Here is a 26043-nt window from a genome sequence, read left to right as displayed (position 1 = left end):
CCCCCCCCGGGGGCCGCCCCCCCGGCCCCCCCCGCCCCGGCGCCTATTCGGCCCGGGGGGCCGCGCTCTTGCTGAGGGTGAGAATCAGCCCTTGTGCTTCTTGACAGCCTCGGTCAGCTGCGGAGCGACGTTGAACAGGTCGCCCACGACGCCGAAGTCGGCGATCTCGAAGATCGGTGCCTCTTCGTCCTTGTTGACCGCGACGATGGTCTTCGAGGTCTGCATACCCGCGCGGTGCTGGATCGCTCCGGAGATACCGAGCGCGATGTACAGCTGCGGCGAGACCGTCTTACCGGTCTGGCCGACCTGGAACTGACCCGGGTAGTAGCCCGAGTCGACAGCGGCGCGCGATGCGCCCACCGCTGCGCCGAGCGAATCGGCGAGTTCTTCGACCACGGAGAACTTGTCGGCCGAGCCGACACCACGACCACCGGAGACGACGATCGACGCCTCCGTGAGCTCGGGACGGTCGCCACCGGCGACGGGCTCACGCGAGGTGATCTTGACCGCGTTCTCTTCCTGGGCCGGAACCTCGACGTCGACGCGAGTGGCGGCGGCAGCCTCCGGCTTGGCCTCGATCGCACCCGGGCGAACCGAGATGACCGGAACGTCGCCGTTGGCCTTGGCATCGACGGTGAACGCGCCACCGAAGATCGAGTGGACGGCCGAGCCGTCGCTCTTGACGTCGACGACGTCGACGAGCAGACCGGAGCCCAGGCGCGCAGCGAGGCGGCCCGACACCTCCTTGCCCTCGACCGACGCTGCGGTGAGAACCGCTGCGGGGCTGGTGGATTCGACGAGCGCGGCGAGAACGTCGACCTTCGGCGTCACGAGGTAGCCGTCGATGATGTCCGACTCGGCGGCGTAGACCTTCGCGGCACCGGCGGCGGCGAGCGCCTCCTGGAGCTTGTCGGCGGTCCCGGCGGAACCGGTCACGACTGCCGACGGCTCACCCAGCGCGCGAGCGGCGGTGATGAGTTCGGTGCTGATCTTCTTGAGCGCGCCCTCGGCATGCTCGACGAGCACGAGTACTTCTGCCATTGCTTGCTTCTCTCCCTAGATAGGTCTGGTGTTGTCGCGGGGGCGCGATCAGATGATCTTGTTGCCGACCAGGTACTGAGCGACCTTGTCGCCACCGTCGCCCTCGTCGGCGACACGCTCGCCGGCGGTACGCGCAGGCTTCGGGGTGACGCCGGTGACGGTGGACGCGGCGTTCGCGACACCGAAGATCTCGGGATCGAGACCGATGTCCGCCAGGGTGAGGGTCTGAACTTCCTTCTTCTTCGCGGCCATGATGCCCTTGAAGGACGGGAAGCGCGGCTCGTTGATCTTCTCGGTGACCGAGACGATCGCGGGGAGCGGTGCCTCGAGGCCGAAGACGCCCTCGTCGGTCTCACGCTCGCCGGTGGCCTTGCCGTCGGCCAGGGTCAGCTTGCGCAGGTGCGTGAGGTGCGGCAGGCCCAGGTACTCCGCGATGATCGCGGGCACGGCGCCGACGCGACCGTCGGTGGCCTCGTTGCCGGCGATGACGAGCTCGACGCCCTCGATCTGGCCGAGCGCCGCGGCGAGCGCGTAGGCGGTCTGGATGGAGTCCGAGCCGTGCAGCGCGGGATCGTTGAGGTGGATGGCCTTGTCGGCACCCATCGACAGCGCCTTGCGGATGGCGTCGGTCGCGCGGTCGGGACCTGCGGTCAGCACGGTCACCTCGCCGCCGTCGCGCTCCTTGATGAGCAGGGCCTCTTCGACCGCCCGCTCGTTGATCTCGTCGAGAACCGCGTCGGCGGCTTCACGGTCGAGCGTGTAGTCGCCGTCGGTGAGCTTGCGCTCGGACCACGTGTCGGGGACCTGCTTGATCAAAACGACGATGTTCGTCATGGGTCTGCGTCGACCTCCTGTGTGTAGCTGCCTTTGGTCGGCAAGGCGCTGCCTGAACCGAGCACTCGTGTCTGTCGCACGGCGTGTGCGATAGATTATCAAACGCTAAGTTACCCGTGGGTAACTTAGCGGAATTCCTGGTTCACCATAGCCGCACGAAAGGACGCGCAAACCTGTGATCTGGACCACCGGAACCGAGCCGGAGTGCAGTGGCACTAATGTCTGCTCGGTGAGCGATACCAACAGCCGCGCCGACGACGCCCAGACTCTCCCCCTCACCGGCGAACGGACGGTACCCGGCATCGCCGAGGAGAACTACTGGTTCCGGCGCCACGAAGTGGTCTACCGGCAACTGCTCGACCGCTGCCGACACCGCACCGTCCTCGAAGCGGGAGCGGGCGAAGGCTACGGCGCGGACATGATCGCCGACGTGGCGACGCGGGTCATCGGCCTCGACTACGACGAGAGCGCAGTTGCCCACATCCGCGCCCGCTACCCGCGCGTCGACATGCGGCACGGCAACCTCGCCGAACTCCCCCTCGCGGACGAGACCGTCGACGTCGTCGTGAACTTCCAGGTCATCGAACACCTGTGGGACCAGGGACAGTTCCTCCGCGAATGCCACCGCGTGCTCTCCCCGGGCGGCGCGCTGCTGATCAGCACACCGAACCGCATCACCTTCTCGCCCGGGCGCGACACCCCGCTCAATCCGTTCCACACCCGTGAACTCGATGCGGCCGAACTCTCGGAACTGCTCGACAGCGCCGGTTTCCGGGTGGAACTGATGACCGGAGTGCACCACGGCCCGACGCTCCGCGCGCTCGACGCCAAGCACGGCGGCTCGTTCATCGACGCGCAGATCGAGCGTGCACTGGCCGGAGAACCGTGGCCGGCGGAACTCACCGAGGACGTCGCGGGCATCACCGTCGACGACTTCGTCCTCGACCCCGAAAACATCGACAGCAGCCTCGATCTGGTTGCCGTCGCAGTAAAGGATCCCGCGCGGTGAGTACGAAGAAGACCGGGGAACCGGGAATGTTCTCCCTCGTCCTGCACTCCCACCTGCCGTGGCTCGCCCATCACGGCCGCTGGCCGGTCGGTGAGGAATGGCTCTATCAGTCCTGGGCCGCAACATATCTCCCGGTCACCGACGTTCTTGCGCGCCTTGCCCACGAAGGGCACAGCCGGATGGTCACGCTCGGGATCACGCCCGTCCTGGCCGCCCAGCTCGACGATCCGCACTGTCTTGCCGGAATGCACCACTGGCTCGGCAACTGGCAACTGCGCGCCCACGAGGCCGCCGGCATGGCCGAGGAGTCCTACCAGGCACTCGGGGCGCGCGAACACCGTGCGGCAGCAGCCGCGCTCGAGATGTTCGAAACCCGATGGCGCCACGGCGGTTCCCCCGTGCTCCGCAACCTCGTCGACGCCGACGCGATCGAACTGCTCGGTGGTCCGCTCGCGCACCCGTTCCAGCCACTGCTCGACCCCCGGATGCGGGAGTTCTCCCTCGCCGAAGGCCTGCACGACGCGCACGCCCGTTGGCAACACCGACCCCGTGGCATCTGGGGCCCCGAGTGCGGATTCACGCCGGGCATGGAAATCGGGTACGCGGCAGCCGGTGTCGAACATTTCATGGTCGACGGGCCGGCGCTGCACGGCGAGACCACTCTCGGCCGCACCGTGCTCGACTCGGACGTCGTGTGTTTCGGCCGTGACCTTCAGGTCTCGTACCGCGTGTGGTCGCCGAAGTCCGGATACCCCGGGCACGCCGCCTACCGCGACTTCCACACCTACTGTCACGACACGGGTCTCAAACCCTCCCGGGTGACCGGACGCGCGGTGCCGTCGGAGGACAAGGCGCCCTACGACCCCGAACTCGCGTCCCTCGCCGTCGACCGCCACGTCGCCGACTTCGTCGACACGATCCGCCGCCGCCTCCGGAGCGAGTCCGCGCGTATCGGCAGGGACGCACTCGTCGTCGCGGCATTCGACACCGAACTGTTCGGGCACTGGTGGTTCGAGGGCCCGCTGTTCCTCGAGCGGCTTCTGCGGGCGCTGCCGGAGGCGGGCATCGAGGTGGGCACGCTCACCGACGCCCGTGATCGCGGATACGTCGGTGGCCCCGTCGATCTCGCGAACTCCTCGTGGGGATCGGGCAAGGACTGGCGGGTATGGGCCGGCGACCAGGTCTCCGACCTCGTCCAGCTCAACGACGAGGTGGTCCGGACCACGCTCGACACACTCGACAAGGCCCGTGACGGGCACGCACCCGGAGCACCGGTCCTGCGCAACCGCGTGCACGACCAGATGTTGCGCGAAGCGCTGCTCACCGTCTCGAGCGACTGGGCGTTCATGGTCAGCAAGGACACCGCGGCCGCCTACGCCCGCGATCGCGCGCACACCCACGCGCACGCCCTCCGGGAGATCGCCGAGGCGGTCGCTTCCGGTCGGGACTCGACGGCAGTACGGTTGGCCGACGGCTGGAACCGAGCCGACAACCTGTTCCCCGGGCTCGACGCGCGGCGCCTGCCCGGACGCCACGGAGGCAAGTGATGAAGATCCTGATCGTGTCGTGGGAGTACCCGCCGGTCGTCGTCGGTGGGCTCGGTCGGCACGTTCACCACCTCGCCACAGAACTTGCCGCCGCGGGGAACGAAGTCGTGGTGCTGTCCCGGCGCCCCACGGGAACCGATGCTTCGACGCATCCCACACTCAGCCATATCGCCGAGGGCGTGCTCGTCGTCGCGGTCGCGGAGGACGCCCCCCACTTCGTATTCGGCGAGGACATGCTCGCCTGGACACTCGCGATGGGGCACGCGATGGTGCGCGCGGGGATCGGCCTGAGCCGCGGCGGTATCGGCGAGGGGTGGCAACCCGATGTCGTGCATGCACACGACTGGCTGGTCGCGCATCCCGCCATCGCCCTTGCCGAGCACTTCGACGTGCCGCTTGTCTCCACGCTCCACGCAACCGAAGCGGGCCGCCACAGCGGGTGGCTCTCGGGCAGAATCAACCGCCAGGTGCACTCGGTCGAGTGGTGGCTCGCCCACGAATCCGACGCGCTCATCACGTGTTCGGCGTCGATGTACGACGAAGTGACAGCACTGTACGGCCCCGATCTGCCGCGAATCTCGGTGATCCGCAACGGTATCGACATCACGACGTGGTCGTACCGCGAGCGCGCACCCCGATCCGGGCCGGCCCGGCTTCTCTATGTGGGACGGCTCGAGTACGAAAAGGGCGTGCAGGACGCGATCGCCGCCCTCCCGCGGATTCGGCGTTTCCACCCCGGCACCACGCTCATGGTCGCCGGCGACGGCACCCAGTCCGAGTGGTTGCGCGAACAGGCGCGCGTCCATCGTGTCGCACGCTCGGTGACCTTCCTCGGCAACCTCGACCACACCGAACTGCTCGATCGACTGCACACCGCCGACGCCATCGTCCTGCCCAGCCGGTACGAACCGTTCGGCATCATCGCGCTCGAAGCTGCCGCTGCGGGAACACCGTTGGTCACCTCGACCGCCGGCGGGCTCGGCGAGGCCGTCGTCGACGGCACGACCGGGTTGTCGTTTCCTCCCGGCGACGTCGCAGCGCTCACGTCGGCGGTGCGCAAGACGCTCGACGATCCGGCCGCCGCGCAGGAACGCGCCCGGGCCGCCAGGGCCCGGCTCACCGACGACTTCGACTGGGGACAGGTCGCCGAGGAGACGGCCCAGGTCTACATCGGCGCGAAGCGGCGGGTACGGCATCCGCTCGGACGGCCCGTGATCCCGCAGCGCCCGCTGCCCGGCCGGGACTGAGTCAGCCGACCCCGAGCGCCGGCACGCGGTCGAACCACGGGCGAGCCTGTTCCAGTTCGGCCCCGAGAGCGAGCAGCAGGCCTTCCCCGCCGAGCGGCGCGACGAACTGCACGCCGAGGGGTACGTCGTCCGCGGTCCAGTGCAGCGGCAGCGAGATCGCCGGGCGCCCGGTGATGTTCGCCAGCTGGGTGTACGGCGTGCGTCCGAGGTTCTCGTCGATCATCCGGTCCACCAGCCCGGTCCAGCGGGCCACCCTGCCCATTCGCGTCGCGATGAGCACGTTCCCGAGGGTGCTCATCCAGCGCGGAGTCGCCAGTTCCCCGATCCGCGCCGGAGGATAAGCCAGGGTCGGGGTGAGCAGGAGGTCGTAACGTTCGTGGAACGCGGCGAGCCGGGTGGTGTGTTCGCCCCAGCGCGCCAGCGCCGCGAGATACTCCGGAGCGGGCACGGTGCGGCCCAGTTCGGCGAGGATGCGGGTGTCGAACTCGAATCCGTCCGGGCCCGACCCCGTGCGTTGCCGTACCTCGTCGACCTCCGCCGTCAACGACGCGAACCACATCGTGAGGAAGTCCGTGGCCAGTTGCCGCTCGTCGACGCCGGTCGTCGCGGGCTCGACGTGGTGACCGAGTTCGTCGAGCAGGGCAACCGTGGCGTCGACCGCTGCGACCGCTTCGGGGTCGACCCCGGTCCCGAGCGGGGACGCGGTCGCGTACCCGATCCGCAGGCGCCGGGGGGCGGTGCGGGCGGCGGCCGAATACGACTGCGGTGGAGCCGCGCTCAGGAAGGGCGCCGCCCCATAGGCACCGGCCATGACGTCCAGGAGAGCCGCGGAGTCACGGATGCTCCGGGTGATCGCCCCGTTCGTTGCCGCCCCGTGCAGCGGTTCGCTGCCGAGCGGGCCGGTCGGCACGACTCCGCGCCCGGGCTTGAGACCGACGAGACCGCAGCATGCGGCCGGGATCCGGATCGAGCCACCGCCGTCGCTCGCGCCCGCCACGGGCACCACGCCCGCTGCGACAGCCGCGGCGGAACCACCGGACGAACCCCCGGGGGTCAACGCCGGGTTCCACGGGTTGCGTGTGGGACCGTTCGCTTCCGGTTCGGTGATGCCCTTGAGCCCGAATTCCGGGGTGTTGGTCTTCCCGAAGACGACGAGACCCGCCTCGAGCCAGCGGTCCACGACCACCGAGTTGCGTTCGGCGGGAACTTGGGCGAGCGCGCGGGACCCGCTGCCGGTGGGGATGCCCGCGATGTCCTGCCCGAGGTCCTTGACGAGGAAGGGCACGCCCGCGAACGGGCCGTCCAACGGGTGGCCGGCCCGCACACGAGCCTCTCGGTCGAGCCGGTAGACGACCGTATTGAGAGTCGGCTCGACGGCGTCGAGCCTGGCGATCGCCGTCTCGAGCAGTTCGTGCGGCGTCACCCGCCCGCCCGCCACCAGTTCTGCGAGCCCCACGGCGTCGTGACGCCGGTATTCGTCGAAGTCCACTCGAGCCCTCCCCTGCCGATCTTCCTGTGGCTGTCGTCAGACGCCGGGTTGTGCGTCGGCCGGCTTTTCTCCCGCCTTCTTCCGCGCGATGTCCTCGAGCGCTGCGGCCCGTGCGGCACGTTCGGCGGCGGCGGTCTCCCACGACAGCTTCCGATTCTTCACGACCTTCGCCGGCGAGCCGACGGCAATGCTGTAATCGGGGATCTCACCCTTGACCACGGCGTGCGCGCCGAGCACACAGCCGCGACCCACCTTGGTATTGCGCAACACCGTCACCTTGGCGGCGATCCAGGTGTCCGGCCCGATGCGCACCGGACCCTTGATGATGCCCTGGTCCTTGATCGGATAGGTGATGTCCTCCGTGCGGTGGTCGAAATCGCAGATATAGCACCAGTCCGCAACGAGGGTCGAGGCGCCGATCTCGATGTCGAGGTAGGTGTTGACGACGTTGTCCTTGCCGAACACGACCTTGTCGCCGATTCGCAGCGAACCTTCGTGGCAGCGGATGGCGTTGCCGTCACCGATATGCACCCACTTGCCGATCTCGAGCCGCGCCAGGTCGGGCGTCGCGTGGATCTCGACGTTCTTCCCGAGAAACACCATTCCGCGCAGCACGACGTGCGGATTCGCCAGCTTGAACTTCGCCAGGCGGTAGTACCGGACCAGGTACCACGGCGTGTATGCCTTGTTTGCCAGCACCCATCGCAGAGATGACAGTGTCAGGAATCGTGCCTGGTCCTGATCCCGGCGACGGGAACCGCGCCACCTCGTGCGCAGCGGTGCGCCCCACATGCTCGTCATAGGGGGCAGCCTACGGTCCGCCTCCTGCGCGGGGTACAACCACCGGCCCGATACGCTGACGGCTCGAAACGTTCGTCCCGGGAGGAGTTGGGTGATGCGGGGTGTCCTGCGGGCCGCAGTGCTGGCATCGACGGCAGCGGTCGCACTGAGCGGGTGCGCAGGCGGAGGCGGTACCAGCGATGTGCTCTCCGAAGGAGGCTGGCCGGGCCGTTATTCGGATGCCCGCAACAGCAGCACCGCCACCGCAGACGGTCTCGACGACCTCTCGGCCGCGTGGGCCCGCCCGCTGGGAGGCCTGGTGGGCTCTCCCGCCGGGGTTGCCCGCAACGGCCAGATCGCAGTCACCGCCTCGACGGACGCGGGATGCAACCTCTTCTCCTTCCAGATCGACAACGGCCGCAAACGGTGGTGCACGCGGCTCGCTCCGGGCGCCACGACCGTGACCCCCGTGTCCGACGGCAACGCGAACATCTACGTCGGCGAGGACGGTGGCATGTTCTCGTTCAACGAACACGGGCAGCGACGCTGGCGGATCCCGGTGAGCGGCACACCGCGCAGCGCCCAGTTCGCGTCCGACGGAAAACTGGTCGTCGTCACGCATTTCGGCCAGGTCAACATCATCAACCCGCAGACCGGCCAACTCCTCGCACCACTGTTCGACCTCGTACCCATTCCCGCCGTCGGCGACGGCCAGAACGTTCCGAGGCTCGCGAGCGATCACGGGTTGCCCGCATGCTTCGGCGGATCACCCGATTGCCCCGTCGCCACCACTCCCGCAGTCGACCTGGCCACGGACCGGATCTTCGTGACCCTGTGGCGTCCCGGTGCCGACCGCGCGTCGCTCGTCGCCATGCGGTACACCAGCGGTGACAACGCTTCCGTGGTCGAAGAATGGTCCACCGACGACCTTCCGGGCGGCGCCGTGACGAGTCCGGTGCTGTCCGCCGACGGCGCGACCGTCTACGTCCACGACGGCGACGGCACCCTCTGGGCCGTCGACTCCACGACGGGGACACCCCGATGGAGCCATCGACTCGACTACTCCCCCGCGACCGGCCCGGCAGTGACCGGTGACGGATTGCTGCTGCTTGCCGCCGGCGGAGACGAGGGCGCGCTGACCGCACTGCGAGACAATGGCGACGGCGCCGAAGTGGTGTGGCAGCGCACGGATGTCACGCAGCACGCCGTACCGGCGGTGACCTCGAACGGGCTGGGTTACTCGATCGTGGGCGGCGCCGACGGCCTTGCCGCACTCGTGTTCGATACCTCGGACGGCCACTCTATTGACGAGGAACCGATCACGGAGGCAACAGGATTCCCGGTCGGCACCGCGGTGGGTCCCGACGGCGAATTCGTCGCCACCATCCACGGCGGCGATGTGGTGGTGTTGCGCTGACGCGGATCCCGCTCGGTTGGTAGCTGTCCGGAGCTAGCGGGATGCTTCGCAGACGAACGCCTCGGGGGTACGTCCTATCCGTGTGAGCACCACGCTCAGCGAGCGTGAGCCCTTCAGTTTGAGCCGGGGACGCAGCACCGCGGGATCGATGTCGAGCCCGCGCACCAGGATCTCGGCGATCCCGCAATCGAACCGGGACAGTGCCTGTTTCAGCGCCTTCTCCGTGTATTTGAACTGTTCGAGGACGCGGAATCCGCGCACCCCGTCGGGCAACGTATCGCCGGTGAGGTAGGCGATACGTGGATCGAGTTGCCACAGCCCGTGTGCGGCCGCGTAGTGACGCACCAGTCCGGACCGCACGATCGCACCGTCCGGATCGACGATCCATTCCCCCGGTGCACGCTCGGGAATCTCGTCCGGCATCGTGTCGGTGACCTCGAAACCGGTTCCGTCCGAACGGAGTACCGACGCGCGGCGTCGAACACCGCCGTGGGTGAGTCCCGGGGAGTACAGGCATGCTTCGCGCACGCCGCCGTCCAGCGACACCACCTCGACCTCGCCGTCCCAGTCGAGGGAGTCGAAGTCCAGACCCGGCGCGCACTTCACGGCCAGATCGCGTCCGGCATACACCCCGAGAAGATCGGGCAACGGCGGTTGCAGCGCCGCCGGGTCGTGGGTCCTGCGGCCGCCGGCGCGGCGCGCGGGATCGGCGATGACGGTCGTGCCGCGTGTCACGGGCGTCAGCGCGTCCGCACGGAGGAGATACGCCTCGGGGACGTTGTGCGCGGCCATGGCGAGGCGCACTTCGTCGAGGTCGCTGCCCACCACCGTCTCCGCGACACCGACGAGTTCGGCGAGTTCGGTGCCGATCGAGCAGGTGACGTCGTGGACCCGGCGGCCGGCAAGCCGTCGCGCACGATGCGCCGCCACGGTCGCGGGCGTCGACTGCTGCACTGCATCGTCGGTGAGGATCCAGCGCGCGGCACCGGGAATCTTCGCGTCCGCCTTGCGGCGCAACAACACCGTCTCCACGAGCACCGCGGTACGGTCGCCGAAGTGCGTACGCACCCAGCCGATATCGGCAAGACGCGTACGCGTCGACAGTTCACGCTCGCCGACACGTGCGAGCGCTGCCGCGCCGGTATCGGAGGTCAGGTACCGGACGTCGTCGAGCGTGAACTCGTATCCCAATTACTTGCCCGGCTTCACACCGGTGATCATCACGTTGTAGAAGAAGCTGCGCGGGACAACGTGCTTGAGCACATTCTCGTCGACCCAGCTGAGCGACTTCCAGCCGCCGAAGGCGAACTTGGCCCAGTTCCAGCCCAGCTTCTCGGGCGGAACTGCGGCTTCGAACGTACGAACCGGCCACCCGAGCAGTGCGGCCGCGAACTCCTCGCTCGAGGCCTTGACGTTCACCGCGCCCGCCGACCGGGCGATCTTCTCGAGATCGGAGGGGTCGAAGGTGTGCAGATCGACGACGGCCTCGAGTGCCGCGGCGCGCGACGACTCGTCGAGTTCGGTCTGCGGGCGGCGCCAGTCGCTGAGGAACGGCAACTTCGTGACGGTGGTCGTGGCCTCCCATGTGATGCGCCCGAGCCAGCGCGCATAGAAGTTGCCGACCGTGCTCGGCTCACCGGCGAACACGAAACGGCCACCCGGCTTGAGGATGCGCAGCACCTCGCGCAGGGACTGCTCGACATCGGGAATGTGGTGCAGCACTGCGTGACCGACGACGAGGTCGAAGGTGTCGTCCTCGTACGGGATAGTTTCGGCGTCGGCGACGCGGCCGTCGACATCGAGACCGAGATGCTCGGCGTTGCGCAGCGCCACCTTGACCATGCCCGGCGACAGGTCGGTGACCGAACCGCTCTTCGCCACCCCACCCTGCATGAGGTTGAGCAGGAAGAAGCCGGTGCCGCAGCCCAACTCGAGCGCCCGCTCGTACGGCAGGGGCTGCTCTCCGGCGGCGGCGACGAACCGTCCCTTCGCGTAGTCGATGCAGCGTTCGTCGTACGAGATCGACCACTTGTCGTCGTACGTCTCGGCTTCCCAGTCGTGGTAGAGCACCTGAGCGAGCTTGGTGTCTTCCATCGCTGCCGCGACCTGTTCGGCAGTGGCGTGCGGGTTCGGCGCGGGGTCGACCCCGTCGGGCCTGCTTGCAGTCATGGCGGTGATCCTACCCATCGGTAAGTCGGGGGCAATTTTGCGGTTGGGCGAACTATTCGCCGACGAAATCGGCTTTTCCGGGTCCGTCGGCGAGGAACGACTCCATGCCGATGGTGCGATCCTTCGTGGCGAACAGCGACGCGAACAGGTGCTGTTCGATGGCGAGGCCGGTCACGAGATCGGTCTCGAGGCCCCGGTCGATCGCAGCCTTGGCTGCCGCAAGCGCACGCGACGCCGCCGTGGTGAACTGCGCGGCCCACCGGCGGGCCGCCTCGTACACGTCGTCCGGTGCCACGACCTCGTCCACGAGACCCATCGCCAGAGCCTCGTCCGCCCCGACGAACCGGCCGGTGTACACGATGTCCTTGGCTTTCGACGGCCCCACCAGGCGGGCGAGGCGCTGTGTGCCGCCACCACCGGGGATCACGCCGAGCAGGATCTCGGGCGTCCCCAGCTTCACGTTGTCCCCGATGATCCGCCTGTCGGCGCCGAGGGCGAGTTCGAGGCCACCGCCGAGCGCGTACCCGGTGATCGCGGCGACGGTCGGCTTCGGAATGTCGGCGATCGAGCCCAGCGCGGATTGCAGATCGCCCACGATCCGGCTCATCCGGACGAAGTCGATCTCGGCGAGTTCCTTGATATCGGCGCCGGCGGCGAACACCTTCTCCCCGCCGTACACGATCACCGACTTCACGTCGTCCCGCACCGACGCTTCCCGCGCGGCCTCCCGAAGCTCCTCCTGGAGCTGCCGGTTGAGCGCGTTCATCGGCGGCCGGTCGAGCCGGATGGTGCCGATACCGTCGGAAACCTCGAGCGTCACGAATTCAGGCATGCACGAAGCCTAGAGGTCGGCGCGCTGGGCCCACGGATGCGACCCGACCGCGTAGTAACCGTCCTCGCCGTCGAACGAGATGTGGATCATTCCATCCCGCTTGCTCATGACGGGAAGGACCGGTTCGACGGTCACCTCCGCGGCCATGATCTCCGCGACCGTCCGGTATCGCGCCAGGTCCGTCAACTGCGTCCAGGTCGGGGGAAGCAGCACGCACCGTCCCGACCGCCAGTACTCGAGTTCTTCCGCGGCGGTGCGCCAGCGCACCTCGTCGGCCTCGCTCGTCTCGCCGTCCGCGCGCTGTCCGTCGGGTGCGGCGGCGATGAAGAAGCGGGTGTCGTACCGGCGTCGCTCGCCCAGGGGCGTGATCCAGTTGGCCCAGGGGCGCAGCAGGTCGGCGCGCAGCACGAGTCCTTCCCGCGCGAGAAAATCGCCGAAGGACAGCTCGCGGGCCTCGAGCTTGCGGCGCGCACCGGCGTAGACGGCAGTGTCGGCGACGAGCGTGTCGGGGTCCGGTCCGGCCAGCAGGACACCGCATTCCTCGAACGTTTCCCGCACGGCCGCCAGTACCAGTGCGCGCGCTGTCGCCTCGTCGGTGGCGAACCGCTCCGCCCACCATGCGACGTCCGGACCGGACCACCGCACCGACGCGTCGGTATCGGACGGATCGACCCCGCCGCCGGGGAACACGGTCATCCCTCCGGCGAAGTCCATGCCGACCACGCGCTGTTGGAGGAACACCTCCACTCCCCGTGCGGAGTCGCGTACCAGCATCACTGTGGAAGCACCGCGGATCGGCACCGCGGCGGGGTCGAAGGAGCTCACCGAGCGATCGTGGGACATGGCCTCAAACTATCGGATCACGTGACGCACGCCATGCCGGGCGCCCGTCGTGTCACCCGCGACGGTGGCGTCCCGGCTCCCGGGTACGGCGTGCGAAGAACCGGCCGTCGGCCTGTTCCAGCGTGATGGCCTGGCTGAACGCTTCGCTGAGGTTCTCCCCGGTGATGACGTCGTCGAGCAGACCCTGCGCGACGACCGTGCCCTCCTTGAGGAGCAACGCGTGGGTGAAACCGGGCGGGATCTCCTCGACGTGGTGCGTGATGAGGACGGTGGCCGGGGCATCCGGGTCGGCGGCCAGCACGCCGAGCCGCGCGACGAGTTCCTCGCGGCCACCCAGGTCCAGGCCGGCCGCGGGTTCGTCGAGCAGCAGCAGTTCGGGATCGGTCATGAGCGCGCGGGCGATGAGCACGCGTTTGCGCTCGCCCTCCGACAGCGTTCCGTACGAGCGGTCGGCGAGGTGTTCGGCGCCGAGGCTCTCGAGCATCTCGATCGCGCGCTCGGTGTCCATGTCGTCGTAGCGCTCGCGCCATCGGCCGAGTACGCCGTATCCGGCGGAGATCACCAGATCGAGGACTTTCTCGTCGAACGGCACGCGGTTCGCGAGCGCCGCCGACGACAGGCCGATGCGGGTCCGCAGTTCGGACAGGTCGGTCCGGCCGAACGTTTCGCCGAGCACGTGTGCCGTTCCGGACGTGGGGAACGTCTCGGCCGCCGCGATGCGCAGCAGCGTCGTCTTGCCCGCGCCGTTGGGGCCGAGCACCACCCAGCGTTCGTCGAGTTCCACCTTCCAGGTCACGGGTCCGACGAGGACGTTGCCTCCACGCCGCACCAGAACGTCTTCGAATTCGATGAGCAAATCGGGATCAGGTTGTGCCACGCGTCCATCTTGTCTTACGTCCGGGCGCGACACGCGGCAGGATCATCCCTGTGTCGTCACCCTCCTCGGAATCCGTCCCGTCCGCCGCCCTGCACGACCGGTCGCCGTTCCCCCTCGGCGCGACGGTTGTCGGTTGCGGTACCCGGTTCGCCGTGCACGCCCCGCACAGCGACCGCGTCCAGGTGTGTCTCGTCGGCGAGGACGGGCACGAACAGCGCATCGACCTCCCCGATTTCACCTACGGCGTGTGGCACGGCGTGGTCCCCTGTGTCGGCGCGGGGCAACGGTACGGCTATCGCGCGCACGGGCGGTGGGATCCGCGCCACGGCCTGCGCACCAATCCGCACAAGATCCTTCTCGATCCGTGGGGACGACAGATCACGGGCGAGATGGGTGACGCAGCCAGGCTGCTGGCGTACGACGGCGGACCGTTCGACGCGATGTCGACTGTGGACTCACTCGGGCACACGCCGCTGTCGGTGGTGACGGCCTCCGACGCCGACACCCCGCAGCGGCCGGACATACCGTGGGAGAACACCGTCGTCTACGAACTGCACGTGGGTTCGTACACCGCGCACCATCCGCAGGTACCCCCGCATCTGCGCGGCACCTACCTCGGGCTCTGCCACCCGGCGGTGATCGACCATCTCGTGCAGCTCGGAGTGACCACCGTCGAACTCCTGCCGGTCCAGGCTTTTCTCACCGAACCCCCGGTCCGGGCGCGCGGGATGCGCAATCACTGGGGGTATTCGACCGCGTCGTACTTCGCTCCGCACCCCGCCTACGCCGCGACACCGGGTGAGGAGATCGCCGAGTTCCGCACGATGGTCCGCGCGCTGCACAGCGCCGGACTCGAAGTCGTTCTCGATGTCGTCTACAACCACACGTGCGAATGGTCGGTGGCGGGACCGAACCTGTCGTGGCGCGGCCTCGACGCGCCCGGTTACTACCTGCTCGACCACCACGGTCACGACATCGACCTCACCGGCTGCGGCAACACGATCGACGGTTCCTCCCCCATCGCCGTCCGGATGGTGTGCGACAGCCTGCGGTACTGGGCGCAGGAGATGGGTGTGGACGGGTTCCGGTTCGACCTCGCGAGCGCGCTGGCGCGGCCGCGCGGTGGTGCGTTCGACCCGCGCGGGGCTCTGCTCACCGCGATCACCACCGACCCGGTGCTCACCGACCTCAAACTCATCGCCGAGCCGTGGGACGCGACCGGGCACGGTTACCAGTTGGGACGCTTCGGTGTGCAGTGGGCCGAATGGAACGACAAGTACCGCGACACGGCGCGCCGCTTCTGGGCGGGGCACTCGGGTGTGCGCGAACTCGCCTCGAGGCTCACCGGCTCGGAGGATCTGTTCCGGCGGGATCAGCGGCAGCCCGCGATGTCGGTCAACTACATCACCGCGCACGACGGATTCACGCTCACCGACCTCGTGTCGTACCGGCACAAGCGCAACGAGGCGAACGGTGAGGACGGCCGCGACGGCTCCGACCACAACGAATCGGTCGACCACGGGGTGGAAGGTCCCACCGACGACGTGGAGATCGTCGCCGCGCGCGACCGGCACGTCCGCGCGCTGCTCGCGACGCTGCTGCTCTCGACCGGGACACCGATGCTGCTCGCAGGGGACGAACTCGGTCACACCCAGCACGGCAACAACAACGCGTACTGCGTTCCGGAGGATGTACCGGTACCCGACGCGTGGCCGTTGGACTGGGAAGACGCCGACCTCGACCGGCTCGCGTACGTGCGCGGGCTTCTCCGGCTCCGGAACGTCGTGCCGGTGCTACGGCGGCGACGGTTCTTCGACGGGCGGGCGAGGACCGACGGCCACCCCGACCTGGTGTGGTTCGGGATCGACGGCACCGAACTCGACTACGCGGGCTGGCACGACGAGAGCCGCCGCACCCTTCAAGGGTGGGTCGACGGATCGGGGCTGGGCACCACCACCCGCGCGGGGATACGGCTCCCCGACAGCAGTGGTCTGTTCGTTCTGCACGCCGGGGGCGCCGCGACCCTGACGCTGGGTGGGCCGGAGTGGTATCGCGGCGACATCATGTGTGTCTTCGACTCGAGCACTGTCGACGGCTCACCCGTCGACGATGCGCCTCACCCGGTGGGCACCGAGTTTACGCTGCCCGGTCCGGCCGTACTGGTGTTCCGAACCGCACTGCGAGACGAAATACCCACGGACCCAACGCACTCCGGCTCCGACCACCACGGGTCCACGCCGGGATGACGCGGTGCGGCGTCGCTGTCGTCGCGACGGTCACTCTGCCAGTGCGACGACGGTGACCGACCCGGGCGCGACTTCGGTGAACCCGGCGTCCTTCACCGCGACGGCAGATCCGTTCTCGACGTGCGCGAGCAGTTCGCGCCATCGCGCGGGGGTCGCCTCACGGACGGCACAGGGATAACCCGCGGCCGCCCACTGGCGCGCGGACTCGAGCGGCATCGCGCCGGCGAGCAGCATCGAGGCGTGACCGACCTGTGCGGCGGCCTTGCCCACCGTCATACCGAGAGTTCCGTCGACCCACAGCACCGGAACACCGGCGGGCGGGGAGGGCGGACTGTCGGGCGGGACATCGGTGCCGCCGATCTGCAACCGGGAGATCCTCGGGTCGAGGGCTCCTACCGGACCGGGGACCAGTGCCCGCGCCTGGGCGCCGGCGTGGTCGACGGTGACACCGGGGACCTCCTGCGCGGCACGCCATTGCGCGCCGCGGGCACGACGGCTGACCTTGCGGATCCGGGCGTCGTTCCACGCGAGGAACGGTTCCTGCCACGGTCCGGGCTCTCCGTCCGGGCCCGGCCCGACCCGCGGATCCAGGCACAGTGTGACGGTGGCGATTGCGGCGGCCTCGAGCAGCGAACTCCGGTCGGGCGGATCGGATTTCGGGATGTGGAGAACGATCGGCATCGCCAGCACCGACGCCGGGTCGTCCGGGTCGGGCCGGTCTCCGTAACCCCGGGCGAGCACGGCGTGCCGCTGCGCGAACCCGGGGTCGGTGAAGATCGGATGGGGTTCAGGCACCACGATCGAGCGGTACCCGTCGCAACGTTCCGTCGACCCGGTCGGCGGCTTCCACCTCGTCCCGCGTGACACCGAGGACGAAGAGCACGGCGTCCAGATACGGGTAGGACAACGCGGTGTCGGCGACCTCGCGCAGCGCGGGCTTCGCGTTGAACGCGATACCCAGCCCTGCGGCACCGAGCATGTCGATGTCGTTGGCACCGTCGCCGACGGCCACGGTCTGCTCGATGGGCACACCCGCCTCGGCGGCGAATTCCCGGAGCGCGTGCGCCTTTGCGGCACGGTCGACGATGTCGCCGACAACGCGGCCCGTGAGCCTTCCGTCGACGATTTCGAGAGTGTTCGCGCGCACGAAGTCGAGTTCGAGGTCGTGAGCGAGGCCTTCGATGACCTGGCGGAAACCGCCCGAGACGACGCCGCAGCGGAACCCGAGCCGACGCAGCGTCCGGATGGTGGTGCGCGCGCCGGGGGTGAGTTCGATCTGATCGGCGACTTCGTCGATGACACTGGCGGGCAGGCCGGCGAGTGTGGCGACGCGTTGTTCGAGCGACTGCGCGAAATCGATCTCGCCCCGCATCGCGGCTTCGGTGACTTCGCGGACCTTGTCCTCGACGCCCGCGTGCGCAGCGAGCATCTCGATGACCTCGCCCTGCACCAGAGTCGAGTCCACGTCGAAGACGATCAGACGCTTCGCGCGACGGGCGAGACCGGCGCGTTCCACCGCGATGTCCACGTCGATACCGGCGGCGAGTTCCGCGAGGGCCTTGCGCAAACGGGAGTCGGCATCCGAATCGGTGTCCGGTGCGGTGACCATCAGTTCCAGTCCGGTGACGGGATAGTCGGCGATGCCGCGGATGGAATCGATGTTGGCGCCCTGTGCGGCAAGCGTGCGTCCCACCGACCGCAACGCGCGCGCACTCAACGGGCTGCCCAGCACGACGACGGCGTGGGTGGACACCGGGTGGCCGCTGCCGGGCGCCACGCCGATCTGCACTTCGGCGCGCATGCCGATGGCGGCCATGGCCGACGAGACCTCGTCCTGCAACGCCTCGACATCGCGGGGGCAGACCACGAGGACGCCGAGCGTCAACTGCCCGCGGATCACGACCTGCTCGACGTCGAGCAGGTCGACGTCATACCTCGTCAGCGCTGCGAACAGCTCCGAGGTCACGCCGGGATGGTCCGGTCCGGTCACGGTCACGAGCACCGTGCTGTCAGACGCCACAACGTCTCCGATCATTGTCGTCGAGGCACGTGCGGACGCAGCACGTGCCTATCCATTGTCGCAGTTCGAGCGGTCGGCTCCGCGTCGGGGTACGGGCCCGGAACGGCCGAAGCCCCGCCCGTGGAGACGGGCGGGGCTTCGGTGCGTAGAGCGGGTCGATCAGGAGCGCGGGACGTCGCCGGGGGTACGGTCGGCGCCTTCGAGCACGTTCACGCTGTGCTTGTGGCTACCCGGTCCGACGTGCGCCTCGGCGCGCATCTTCTCGACCATGTGCGGGTAGTGCAGTTCGAACGCGGGGCGCTCCGACCGGATGCGCGGCAACTCGGTGAAGTTGTGCCGCGGCGGCGGGCAGGAGGTGGCCCACTCGAGCGAGTTACCGAAGCCCCACGGGTCGTCGACCGTGACGACCTGGCCGTAACGGTAGCTCTTGAACACGTTCCACAGGAACGGCAGGGTCGAAGCACCGAGCACGAACGCACCGATGGTCGAGATCGTGTTGAGCGTGGTGAACCCGTCCGACGGCAGGTAGTCCGCGTAGCGACGCGGCATGCCCTCGTTACCGAGCCAGTGCTGCACCAGGAAGGTGGTGTGGAAGCCCACGAAGGTCAGCCAGAAGTGCCACTTGCCGAGACCCTCGTCGAGCATGCGGCCCGTCATCTTCGGGAACCAGAAGTAGATGCCGGCGTACGTGGCGAACACGATGGTGCCGAAGAGCACGTAGTGGAAGTGCGCCACGACGAAGTACGAGTCGTGCAGGTGGAAGTCGAGCGGCGGGCTCGCGAGGATGACGCCGGTCAGGCCACCGAAGAGGAACGTGATGATGAAGCCGACCGAGAACAACATCGGTGTCTCGAAGGTCAATTGCCCCTTCCACAGCGTGCCGATCCAGTTGAAGAACTTCACGCCCGTCGGGACGGCGATCAGGAACGTCATGAACGAGAAGTACGGAAGCAGCACGGCGCCGGTGGCGTACATGTGGTGCGCCCACACCGCGATCGACAGCGCCGCGATGGCGATCGTCGCGTAGACCAGGCCGGTGTAACCGAAGATCGGCTTACGGCTGAAGACCGGGAAGATCTCCGAGACGATGCCGAAGAACGGCAGCGCGATGACGTACACCTCGGGGTGACCGAAGAACCAGAACAGGTGCTGCCAGAGGAGCACACCGCCGGTAGCCGGGTCGTAGATGTGGCCACCGAGATGACGGTCGACGAACAGCCCGAAGAACGCAGCGGTCAGCAGCGGGAACACGAGCAGGATCAGCAGGGCGGTGATCAGGATGTTCCACGTGAAGATCGGCATCCGGAACATCGTCATACCGGGAGCGCGCATGCACACGACGGTGGTGATGAAGTTGACCGCGCCGAGGATGGTGCCCAGGCCCATGACACCGAGACCGAGAATCCAGAAGTCCGCGCCGACACCCGGGGAATGCAGCTCACTGGTGAGCGGGGTGTACGCGGTCCAGCCGAAGTCGGCGGCACCACCGGGGGTCACGAAGCCGAGCATGACGATCGTCGCGCCGAACAGGTACAGCCAGTAGCTGAACGCGTTCAGACGCGGGAACGCCACGTCGGGCGCGCCGATCTGCAACGGCAGGATGTAGTTCGCGAAGGCGAACACCACGGGCGTCGCATACATCAGCAGCATGATCGTGCCGTGCATGGTGAACAGCTGGTTGAACTGTTCGTTCGACAAGAACTGAAGACCGGGAACCGCGAGCTCTGTACGCATCAGCAGGGCCATCAGGCCACCGATGAGGAAGTACGCGAACGAGGTGACCAGGTACATGAGCCCAAGCATCTTGGGGTCTGTTGTCGTGATCATCTTGTAGATGAACGAACCCTTGGGTCCCTGCCGCGGCGGGTATGGCCTCGCTACCGCTAACTCTGGGACTGGCTGGGGCGCTACGGCAGTCACTAATCCTCCTGAATGCGCGCTCGGCCTCGGGCTGGAGGCGAACGTTCTCTGGCTTGCGCTCATCGAATCGTAGACCCTCCGCAAACCGGTCGCCCGCCGGGTCCTACTCGCTGTCGTATTCGCCGCCACGCTACCTGGCATGGAGCCCGGGACTCACCGCAGAGCCTGTGCTGCGGATCACAGGAACGGGTCCCAACGAGCTTGCGGGACACTGTCGGCGGCGTGTGCCACACGAGATAGCCTGAGCCGTCCCCTGGTTCGAGCCCGTCCGTCAGGAGTGGTCTGAAGTGTTAGCTGTGCACCGGTCCCGCGCAGTCGTCGCGTCCCTCGCGATCGCTGCCGCGACGTCGACCGTACTGGCGAGTTGTTCCACCCCCGCCGACGACGACGCCTCGACCATCGTGCGCACGACCACCCGCATCGCCGGCGCATCCGTGGTCGGCATCGACCGTGACACCAGCACCGCGTGCGCCCTTCCGTCTCCTCTGGATGCGGGCGTTCCGCCGACCGGCACACGGCGGATGGTCCACACCGCCGGGGTCACCGAGGTTCCGGCCGACGCGCAGCGCATCGTCGTGCTCGACGAGGCAGCGCTCGACGCCGTGTGCGCACTCGGCTTGTGGGAGCGTGTCGTGGGCGCCACCGTCGACGCCGACGGAAGGCCGGAGTATCTCGGCACCGGCATCTCCGAGTTGCCCACCGTCGGGCCGGAGGGCGCGCCCGATGTCGCCGCGATCGAGCAGGCCCGCCCCGATCTGATCCTGGGGTCGGCGGCCGACGAGAGCGTCTACCGATCGGTGTCCGCGGTGGCCCCCACCGTGCTGGTCGGTTCCGATCCCGTGTTCTGGCGGGATCAGTTCCTCCGCGTCGGCGAAGCCCTGGGACGCAACGCCGCCGCGCAGGCGGTACTCGACACCTACGCCGCCGAGGCTGCCGCCCTCGGACGCGAACTGGTGTCGTCCCAGACTCAGGCCTCGATCGTGCGGTTCACCGCCGACGGTGGAGAGATAGAGGGCACGGCGTCGTTCGCCGGACAGGTCGTCGGAGATCTCGGCGCCGCACGGCCGCCGGCACAGCGGTTCGGGGTCGTCGACAACCGCCCGACCGAAGCTTTCGCCGCGGACGATCCAGCGGCAGCGGACGGCGATGTGATCTTCGTCCGATTCGACGGCGAAGACGGACTCGAGCGCGGCACCGAGATCATGCGCACCGATCCGTGGCTCGACCTCGGCGCGGTCACCGACAACCGGTTGTTCTCCGTAGCCGACGAGGTGTGGTCCACACCCGGTCCCGTCGCAGCGCGCGCGATCCTCGAGGACCTCGGCGTGGGTCTCAACGGTTACTCCGGATAGAAGAGGAATACGCGATGCCGGTCCCCGACTTCGTTCTCCGACTCCGCGCCCAGGTCGGCACAGCACCGCTGTGGCTGCCCGGAGTGAGCGCCGTCGTCGTCGACGACGATCACCGGGTGTTGCTCACCCGCCGCGCGGACAACGGAAAATGGGCCGTCGTCTCGGGCATCCTCGAGCCAGGCGAAGAACCTGCGGCAGCGGCGATCCGGGAAGTGCACGAGGAAACGGGCGTCGACGCGGAAGTCGTCCGGCTCACGAGCGTCGACGTCACCGCTCCGATCGTCTATCCGAACGGTGACGAAGCGCAGTATCTCGATGTGGCATTTCTCATGCGCGCCGTGGGTGGCAGTGCCCGGGTGGCCGACGACGAGAATCTCGAGGTCGGGTGGTTCTCCCCCGACTCTCTCCCCGAACCGCTGACCGACACCTCGCGGCTACGGCTCGGCAAAGCTCTCGCGGGCCGCCCCGAAGCATGGTTCCGCCGCCCCTGACGCCACGAAAGCCCGGCGGCCAGGTGCCGCCGCACTGTGTGCGTGGCACCCGGCCGCCGGGACCGACTGTGAGGGATCCGGTCAGAAGTCCCAGTCGTCGTCCTCGGTGACGACAGCCTTGCCGATGACGTAGGAGCTACCCGAACCCGAGAAGAAGTCGTGGTTCTCGTCGGCATTCGGCGAGAGCGCCGACAGGATAGCCGGGTTCACGTCGGTCTCGTCCTTCGGGAACAGCGCCTCGTACCCGAGGTTCATCAGCGCCTTGTTGGCGTTGTACCGGAGGAACTTCTTGACGTCCTCGGTCAGGCCTGCCTCGTCGTACAGGTCTGCGGTGTACTGGGTTTCGTTGTCGTAGAGCTCGAAGAGCAGCTCAAAGACCCAATCCTTGAGGTCGTCGCGCTCGGCCTGAGTGATCTTCTCGAGGCCCTTCTGGTACTTGTAGCCGATGTAGTAGCCGTGCACGGCCTCGTCACGGATGATCAGGCGGATCATGTCGGCCGTGTTGGTCAGCTTCGCCCGCGACGACCAGTACATCGGCAGGTAGAAGCCCGAGTAGAAGAGGAACGACTCGAGCAGCGTCGAGGCGGCCTTGCGCTTGAGCGGGTTGTCGCCCTTGTAGTAGTCCAGGACGATCTGCGCCTTGCGCTGAAGGTTCACGTTGTCCTCCGACCACCGGAACGCGTCGTCGATCTCACGCGTCGAGCACAGGGTCGAGAAGATGTTCGAGTACGACTTCGCGTGTACCGACTCCATGAACGCGATGTTCGTGAGGACAGCTTCCTCGTGGGGAGTGACCGCGTCGGGAATCAGCGAGACAGCGCCCACCGTGCCCTGGATGGTGTCGAGCAGGGTCAGTCCCGTGAACACCCGCATCGTGAGCTGCTGCTCGTATGCGTTGAGCGTTCCCCACGACGGGATGTCGTTGGACACCGGCACCTTCTCCGGAAGCCAGAAGTTGCCGGTGAGGCGATCCCACACCTCGGCGTCCTTCTCGTCGGGAACGCGGTTCCAGTTGATCGCGGAGACGCGATCGATGAGCTTGACGCGCAGGCCGTCCGCCGGCGAGTGCGCGTGCGGTGCTGAGGTCATCGGTTACCTACCTGATCGGTGTTCGTGTGCAACGGGTGTCGTGGACGTCGGATCACAGCATGCAGGAGACGCAACCCTCGACCTCGGTGCCCTCGAGCGCCATCTGCCGCAGGCGGATGTAGTACAGCGTCTTGATGCCCTTGCGCCACGCGTAGATCTGCGCCCGGTTCACGTCGCGGGTGGATGCCGTGTCCTTGAAGAACAAGGTGAGCGACAGGCCCTGATCGACGTGCTGGGTCGCCGCGGCGTAGGTGTCGACGATCTTCTCGTACCCGATTTCGTAGGCATCCTGGAAGTACTCCAGGTTGTCGTTGGTCAGGTAGGGAGCCGGGTAGTAGACGCGGCCGATCTTGCCTTCCTTGCGGATCTCGATCTTCGACGCCACCGGGTGGATCGAACTGGTGGAGTTGTTGATGTACGAGATCGAACCCGTCGGCGGGACGGCCTGGAGGTTCTGGTTGTAGATGCCGTGCTGCTGCACCGACGCCTTCAGCTCACGCCAGTCGTCCTGCGTGGGGATCTCCACGCCCGACTCGGCGAACAACTGCCGCACCCGCTCGGTCGCCGGCTCCCAGGTCCGGTCGGTGTACTTGTCGAAGAACTCGCCCGACGCGTACTTCGACTCCGGGAATCCCTTGAAGTGCGAGCCCCGCTCGATGGCGAGCTTGTTCGACGCACGCAGCGCGTGGAACAGCACCGTGTAGAAGTAGATGTTCGTGAAGTCGATGCCCTCGTCGGAGCCGTAGTAGATCCGCTCGCGCGCGAGGTAGCCATGCAGGTTCATCTGACCGAGGCCGATGGCATGGGAATCGTTGTTGCCCTGCTCGATCGACGGAACCGAATTGATGTGCGTCTGGTCGGACACGGCGGTCAGACCCCGGATGGCGACCTCGATGGTCTGCGCGAAGTCGGGCGAGTCCATCGTCTTCGCGATGTTGAGCGAACCGAGGTTGCACGAGATGTCCTTGCCGACGTGGCTGTAGGACAGGTCGTCGTTGTACGTCGAGGGCGTGGACACCTGCAGGATCTCCGAGCACAGGTTCGAGTGGGTGATCTTGCCGGCGATCGGGTTCGCGCGGTTCACCGTGTCCTCGAACATGATGTACGGGTAGCCGGACTCGAACTGCAATTCGGCGACCGTCTGGAAGAACTCACGCGCCTTGATCTTCGACTTGCGGATGCGCTTGTCGTCGACCATCTCGTAGTACTTCTCGGTGACGTCGATGTCGGCGAACGGCTTGCCGTAGATGCGCTCGACGTCGTACGGCGAGAACAGGTACATGTCGTCGTTCTTCTTCGCCAGCTCGAACGTGATGTCCGGAATCACGACCCCCAGCGAGAGCGTCTTGATCCGGATCTTCTCGTCGGCGTTCTCACGCTTGGTGTCGAGGAACCGGTAGATGTCGGGGTGGTGGGCGTGCAGATAGACCGCGCCCGCACCCTGCCGCGCACCGAGCTGGTTGGCGTACGAGAAGGAATCCTCGAGCAGCTTCATGATGGGGATGACGCCGGAGGACTGGTTCTCGATCTTCTTGATCGGCGCGCCGTGCTCGCGAATGTTGGTCAGCAGCAGGGCAACACCACCTCCGCGCTTGGACAGCTGCAGGGCGGAGTTGATCGCGCGTCCAATCGACTCCATGTTGTCCTCGATGCGGAGCAGGAAGCATGAGACCGGTTCGCCGCGCTGCTTCTTACCGGAGTTCAGGAAGGTCGGGGTGGCGGGCTGGAAGCGGCCGGAGATGATCTCGTCCACCAGGTGCGTCGCAAGGATCTCGTCGCCGTCGGCGAGAGTCAGCGCCACCATGCACACGCGATCTTCGAACCGCTCGAGGTAGCGCTTCCCGTCGAACGTCTTGAGGGTGTACGACGTGTAGTACTTGAACGCCCCGAGGAACGTGGGGAAACGGAACTTCTGCGCGTAGGCGTGCTGGAACAGCGTCTTGACGAACGAGCGGGAGTACTTGTCGAGTACCTCGGGCTCGTAGTAGTTCTCCTCGATGAGGTAATCCAGCTTCTCGTCGAGGTTGTGGAAGAACACGGTGTTCTGGTTGACGTGCTGCAGGAAGTACTGGCGCGCAGCGGCGACATCCTTGTCGAACTGGATCTCACCGTTGGGGCCGTACAGGTTCAACATGGCGTTGAGCGCGTGGTAGTCGAGGCCCTTGAGCGACTCGTCCAGCTTCGGGCTCTTGACGGGATCGGGATCGGTAATGGTCACAGTGCTGTCCCCACCTATCGAATAAAGGAACGTGGCCGCGCTGTCACGTGTGCGACGCGCGTCGAATTGGATACGAATGACGATGTGCCCCATGAATTTCGGGGCGCGGCGGTGCGGCCTATGCGGTTTGCAGCTCCGACTCCCAGAAGTGGGCGAGCCCGGCACGGACACGCTCGACATCGTCGGCGGTGCCCATCAGCTCGAATCGATACAGGTAAGGGACCCGGCACTTGCGCGCCACGATGTCGCCCGCGAAACAGTACGACTCCCCGAAGTTGGTGTTCCCTGCCGCGATCACACCCCGGATCAGACCCCGGTTGTGCTCGTTGTTGAGGAATCGGACGACCTGCTTGGGGACGTAGTGCGTGTCGCGCCCGGTGGCGGTGGTCCCGCCGCCGTAGGTGGGCACCACCAACACGTACGGCTCGTGCACTTCGAAGGTGCCCTCACGGTCGTGCAGCGGGATCCGCGTCGCCGGGATCCCGAGCTTCTGCACGAACCGGTGGGTGTTCTCCGATGTACTCGAGAAGTACACCAGCGACGTACCCGGGGACGGACCCTGCGAGGTCATCGGTGTTCACCACTCTTCAATCGATTGCGAAGACCGGCTCGGTCGGGCAAA

General features: G+C 67.4%; 22 protein-coding genes. 7 read left to right on the top strand and 15 right to left on the bottom strand.

Features of this window, described 5'->3' with window-relative positions; all coding sequences use genetic code 11:
* Positions 1 to 84: 84 nt before the first annotated feature.
* Positions 85 to 1041 (bottom strand): electron transfer flavoprotein subunit alpha/FixB family protein, encoded by a 957-nt coding sequence (locus TVH25_RS04785; RefSeq protein ID WP_169619655.1) that lies wholly within the window; start codon positions 1039 to 1041, stop codon positions 85 to 87.
* Positions 1042 to 1089: 48 nt separating this feature from the next.
* A complete protein-coding gene (locus TVH25_RS04780; protein WP_169619656.1) occupies positions 1090 to 1875 on the bottom strand; it encodes an electron transfer flavoprotein subunit beta/FixA family protein in 786 nt (261 codons plus the stop codon).
* A gap of 229 nt (positions 1876 to 2104) precedes the next feature.
* Here TVH25_RS04780 and TVH25_RS04775 point away from each other — a divergent pair, with 229 nt between their 5' ends.
* Genes TVH25_RS04775 through TVH25_RS04765 form a run of 3 tightly spaced genes read left to right on the top strand, consistent with a single transcriptional unit; the run spans position 2105 to position 5678 of the window.
* Positions 2105 to 2884, top strand: coding sequence for a class I SAM-dependent methyltransferase (locus TVH25_RS04775; protein ID WP_422423478.1), 780 nt, complete (start codon positions 2105 to 2107; stop codon positions 2882 to 2884).
* Between the two features lie 26 nt (positions 2885 to 2910).
* Positions 2911 to 4431, top strand: a complete 1521-nt coding sequence (locus tag TVH25_RS04770; RefSeq protein ID WP_296550833.1) for a glycoside hydrolase family 57 protein — start codon at positions 2911 to 2913, stop codon at positions 4429 to 4431.
* Positions 4431 to 5678, top strand: coding sequence for a glycosyltransferase family 4 protein (locus tag TVH25_RS04765; RefSeq protein WP_378528800.1), 1248 nt, complete (start codon positions 4431 to 4433; stop codon positions 5676 to 5678). The genes TVH25_RS04770 and TVH25_RS04765 overlap by 1 nt, the downstream gene beginning before the upstream one ends.
* A 1-nt stretch (position 5679) precedes the next feature.
* On the opposite strand, the gene TVH25_RS04760 is transcribed toward TVH25_RS04765, so the two are convergent.
* Together TVH25_RS04760 and TVH25_RS04755 are read right to left on the bottom strand one after the other, a co-directional pair.
* A complete protein-coding gene (locus TVH25_RS04760; protein WP_422423476.1) occupies positions 5680 to 7167 on the bottom strand; it encodes an amidase in 1488 nt (495 codons plus the stop codon).
* A 36-nt stretch (positions 7168 to 7203) separates the two neighbouring features.
* Positions 7204 to 7968: an acyltransferase gene (locus TVH25_RS04755; RefSeq protein WP_169619660.1), complete on the bottom strand. Its 765-nt coding sequence runs from the start codon at positions 7966 to 7968 to the stop codon at positions 7204 to 7206.
* A 94-nt stretch (positions 7969 to 8062) separates the two neighbouring features.
* On the opposite strand from TVH25_RS04755, the gene TVH25_RS04750 reads away from it, so the two are divergent.
* Positions 8063 to 9364 (top strand): PQQ-binding-like beta-propeller repeat protein, encoded by a 1302-nt coding sequence (locus tag TVH25_RS04750; RefSeq protein ID WP_422423475.1) that lies wholly within the window; start codon positions 8063 to 8065, stop codon positions 9362 to 9364.
* Positions 9365 to 9397: 33 nt separating this feature from the next.
* On the opposite strand, the gene TVH25_RS04745 is transcribed toward TVH25_RS04750, so the two are convergent.
* The 5 genes from TVH25_RS04745 to TVH25_RS04725 are packed head-to-tail and all read right to left on the bottom strand — an operon-like array spanning position 9398 to position 14085.
* Positions 9398 to 10555, bottom strand: coding sequence for a THUMP-like domain-containing protein (locus tag TVH25_RS04745; RefSeq protein WP_296550827.1), 1158 nt, complete (start codon positions 10553 to 10555; stop codon positions 9398 to 9400).
* Positions 10556 to 11533 (bottom strand): class I SAM-dependent methyltransferase, encoded by a 978-nt coding sequence (locus tag TVH25_RS04740; RefSeq protein ID WP_169619665.1) that lies wholly within the window; start codon positions 11531 to 11533, stop codon positions 10556 to 10558. It abuts the gene before it with no gap.
* Positions 11534 to 11585: 52 nt separating this feature from the next.
* Positions 11586 to 12365 carry an enoyl-CoA hydratase/isomerase family protein gene (locus tag TVH25_RS04735; protein ID WP_296550828.1) on the bottom strand — a complete coding sequence of 260 codons (780 nt, stop codon included), beginning with the start codon at positions 12363 to 12365 and terminating at the stop codon, positions 11586 to 11588.
* A 9-nt stretch (positions 12366 to 12374) separates the two neighbouring features.
* Positions 12375 to 13208 (bottom strand): NUDIX hydrolase, encoded by an 834-nt coding sequence (locus TVH25_RS04730; protein WP_422423474.1) that lies wholly within the window; start codon positions 13206 to 13208, stop codon positions 12375 to 12377.
* A 52-nt stretch (positions 13209 to 13260) separates the two neighbouring features.
* The gene (locus TVH25_RS04725; RefSeq protein ID WP_169619668.1) at positions 13261 to 14085 is read right to left on the bottom strand and encodes an ABC transporter ATP-binding protein; all 825 of its coding nucleotides are present in this window, start codon (positions 14083 to 14085) and stop codon (positions 13261 to 13263) included.
* A 50-nt stretch (positions 14086 to 14135) separates the two neighbouring features.
* Between TVH25_RS04725 and glgX the strand changes: the two genes are divergently transcribed.
* Entirely contained in the window at positions 14136 to 16331 is a 2196-nt protein-coding gene (gene glgX / locus TVH25_RS04720; protein WP_422423473.1) for a glycogen debranching protein GlgX, read from the top strand.
* A gap of 30 nt (positions 16332 to 16361) precedes the next feature.
* Here the strand turns inward: glgX and TVH25_RS04715 are convergent, their stop codons facing one another.
* The 3 genes from TVH25_RS04715 to ctaD all read right to left on the bottom strand — a co-directional run bounded on the left by TVH25_RS04715 (position 16362) and on the right by ctaD (position 20271).
* On the bottom strand, positions 16362 to 17129 hold the full coding sequence (locus TVH25_RS04715; protein ID WP_346765047.1) for a peptidyl-tRNA hydrolase: 768 nt from the start codon (positions 17127 to 17129) through the stop codon (positions 16362 to 16364).
* Positions 17119 to 18366: a phosphoserine phosphatase SerB gene (serB, locus tag TVH25_RS04710; protein WP_169619670.1), complete on the bottom strand. Its 1248-nt coding sequence runs from the start codon at positions 18364 to 18366 to the stop codon at positions 17119 to 17121. Before serB ends, TVH25_RS04715 begins: the two co-directional genes overlap by 11 nt.
* 144 nt (positions 18367 to 18510) lie before the next feature.
* The gene (ctaD, locus tag TVH25_RS04705; RefSeq protein WP_169619671.1) at positions 18511 to 20271 is read right to left on the bottom strand and encodes a cytochrome c oxidase subunit I; all 1761 of its coding nucleotides are present in this window, start codon (positions 20269 to 20271) and stop codon (positions 18511 to 18513) included.
* Positions 20272 to 20558: 287 nt separating this feature from the next.
* Here ctaD and TVH25_RS04700 point away from each other — a divergent pair, with 287 nt between their 5' ends.
* Together TVH25_RS04700 and TVH25_RS04695 are read left to right on the top strand one after the other, a co-directional pair.
* Positions 20559 to 21623 carry an ABC transporter substrate-binding protein gene (locus TVH25_RS04700; protein ID WP_169619672.1) on the top strand — a complete coding sequence of 355 codons (1065 nt, stop codon included), beginning with the start codon at positions 20559 to 20561 and terminating at the stop codon, positions 21621 to 21623.
* A gap of 14 nt (positions 21624 to 21637) precedes the next feature.
* Positions 21638 to 22114 carry an NUDIX hydrolase gene (locus TVH25_RS04695; protein WP_169619673.1) on the top strand — a complete coding sequence of 159 codons (477 nt, stop codon included), beginning with the start codon at positions 21638 to 21640 and terminating at the stop codon, positions 22112 to 22114.
* An 81-nt stretch (positions 22115 to 22195) separates the two neighbouring features.
* On the opposite strand, the gene nrdF is transcribed toward TVH25_RS04695, so the two are convergent.
* The 3 genes from nrdF to nrdI all read right to left on the bottom strand — a co-directional run bounded on the left by nrdF (position 22196) and on the right by nrdI (position 25992).
* On the bottom strand, positions 22196 to 23203 hold the full coding sequence (gene nrdF / locus TVH25_RS04690; RefSeq protein WP_169619674.1) for a class 1b ribonucleoside-diphosphate reductase subunit beta: 1008 nt from the start codon (positions 23201 to 23203) through the stop codon (positions 22196 to 22198).
* A gap of 52 nt (positions 23204 to 23255) precedes the next feature.
* Positions 23256 to 25337 (bottom strand): class 1b ribonucleoside-diphosphate reductase subunit alpha, encoded by a 2082-nt coding sequence (gene nrdE, locus TVH25_RS04685; RefSeq protein ID WP_378528717.1) that lies wholly within the window; start codon positions 25335 to 25337, stop codon positions 23256 to 23258.
* A gap of 202 nt (positions 25338 to 25539) precedes the next feature.
* Complete coding sequence (nrdI, locus tag TVH25_RS04680) at positions 25540 to 25992, bottom strand: class Ib ribonucleoside-diphosphate reductase assembly flavoprotein NrdI (RefSeq protein WP_296549440.1); 453 nt, start codon at positions 25990 to 25992, stop codon at positions 25540 to 25542.
* Between the last annotated feature and the right edge of the window lie 51 nt (positions 25993 to 26043).

It is taken from the genome of Rhodococcus sp. 7Tela_A2, assembly GCF_049311045.1.
In the GTDB taxonomy this organism is placed as follows: Bacteria; Actinomycetota; Actinomycetes; order Mycobacteriales; family Mycobacteriaceae; genus Rhodococcus.
The sequence above is the reverse complement of the archived record's forward strand: the minus strand, read 5'-3'. Positions and strand labels throughout refer to the sequence as shown.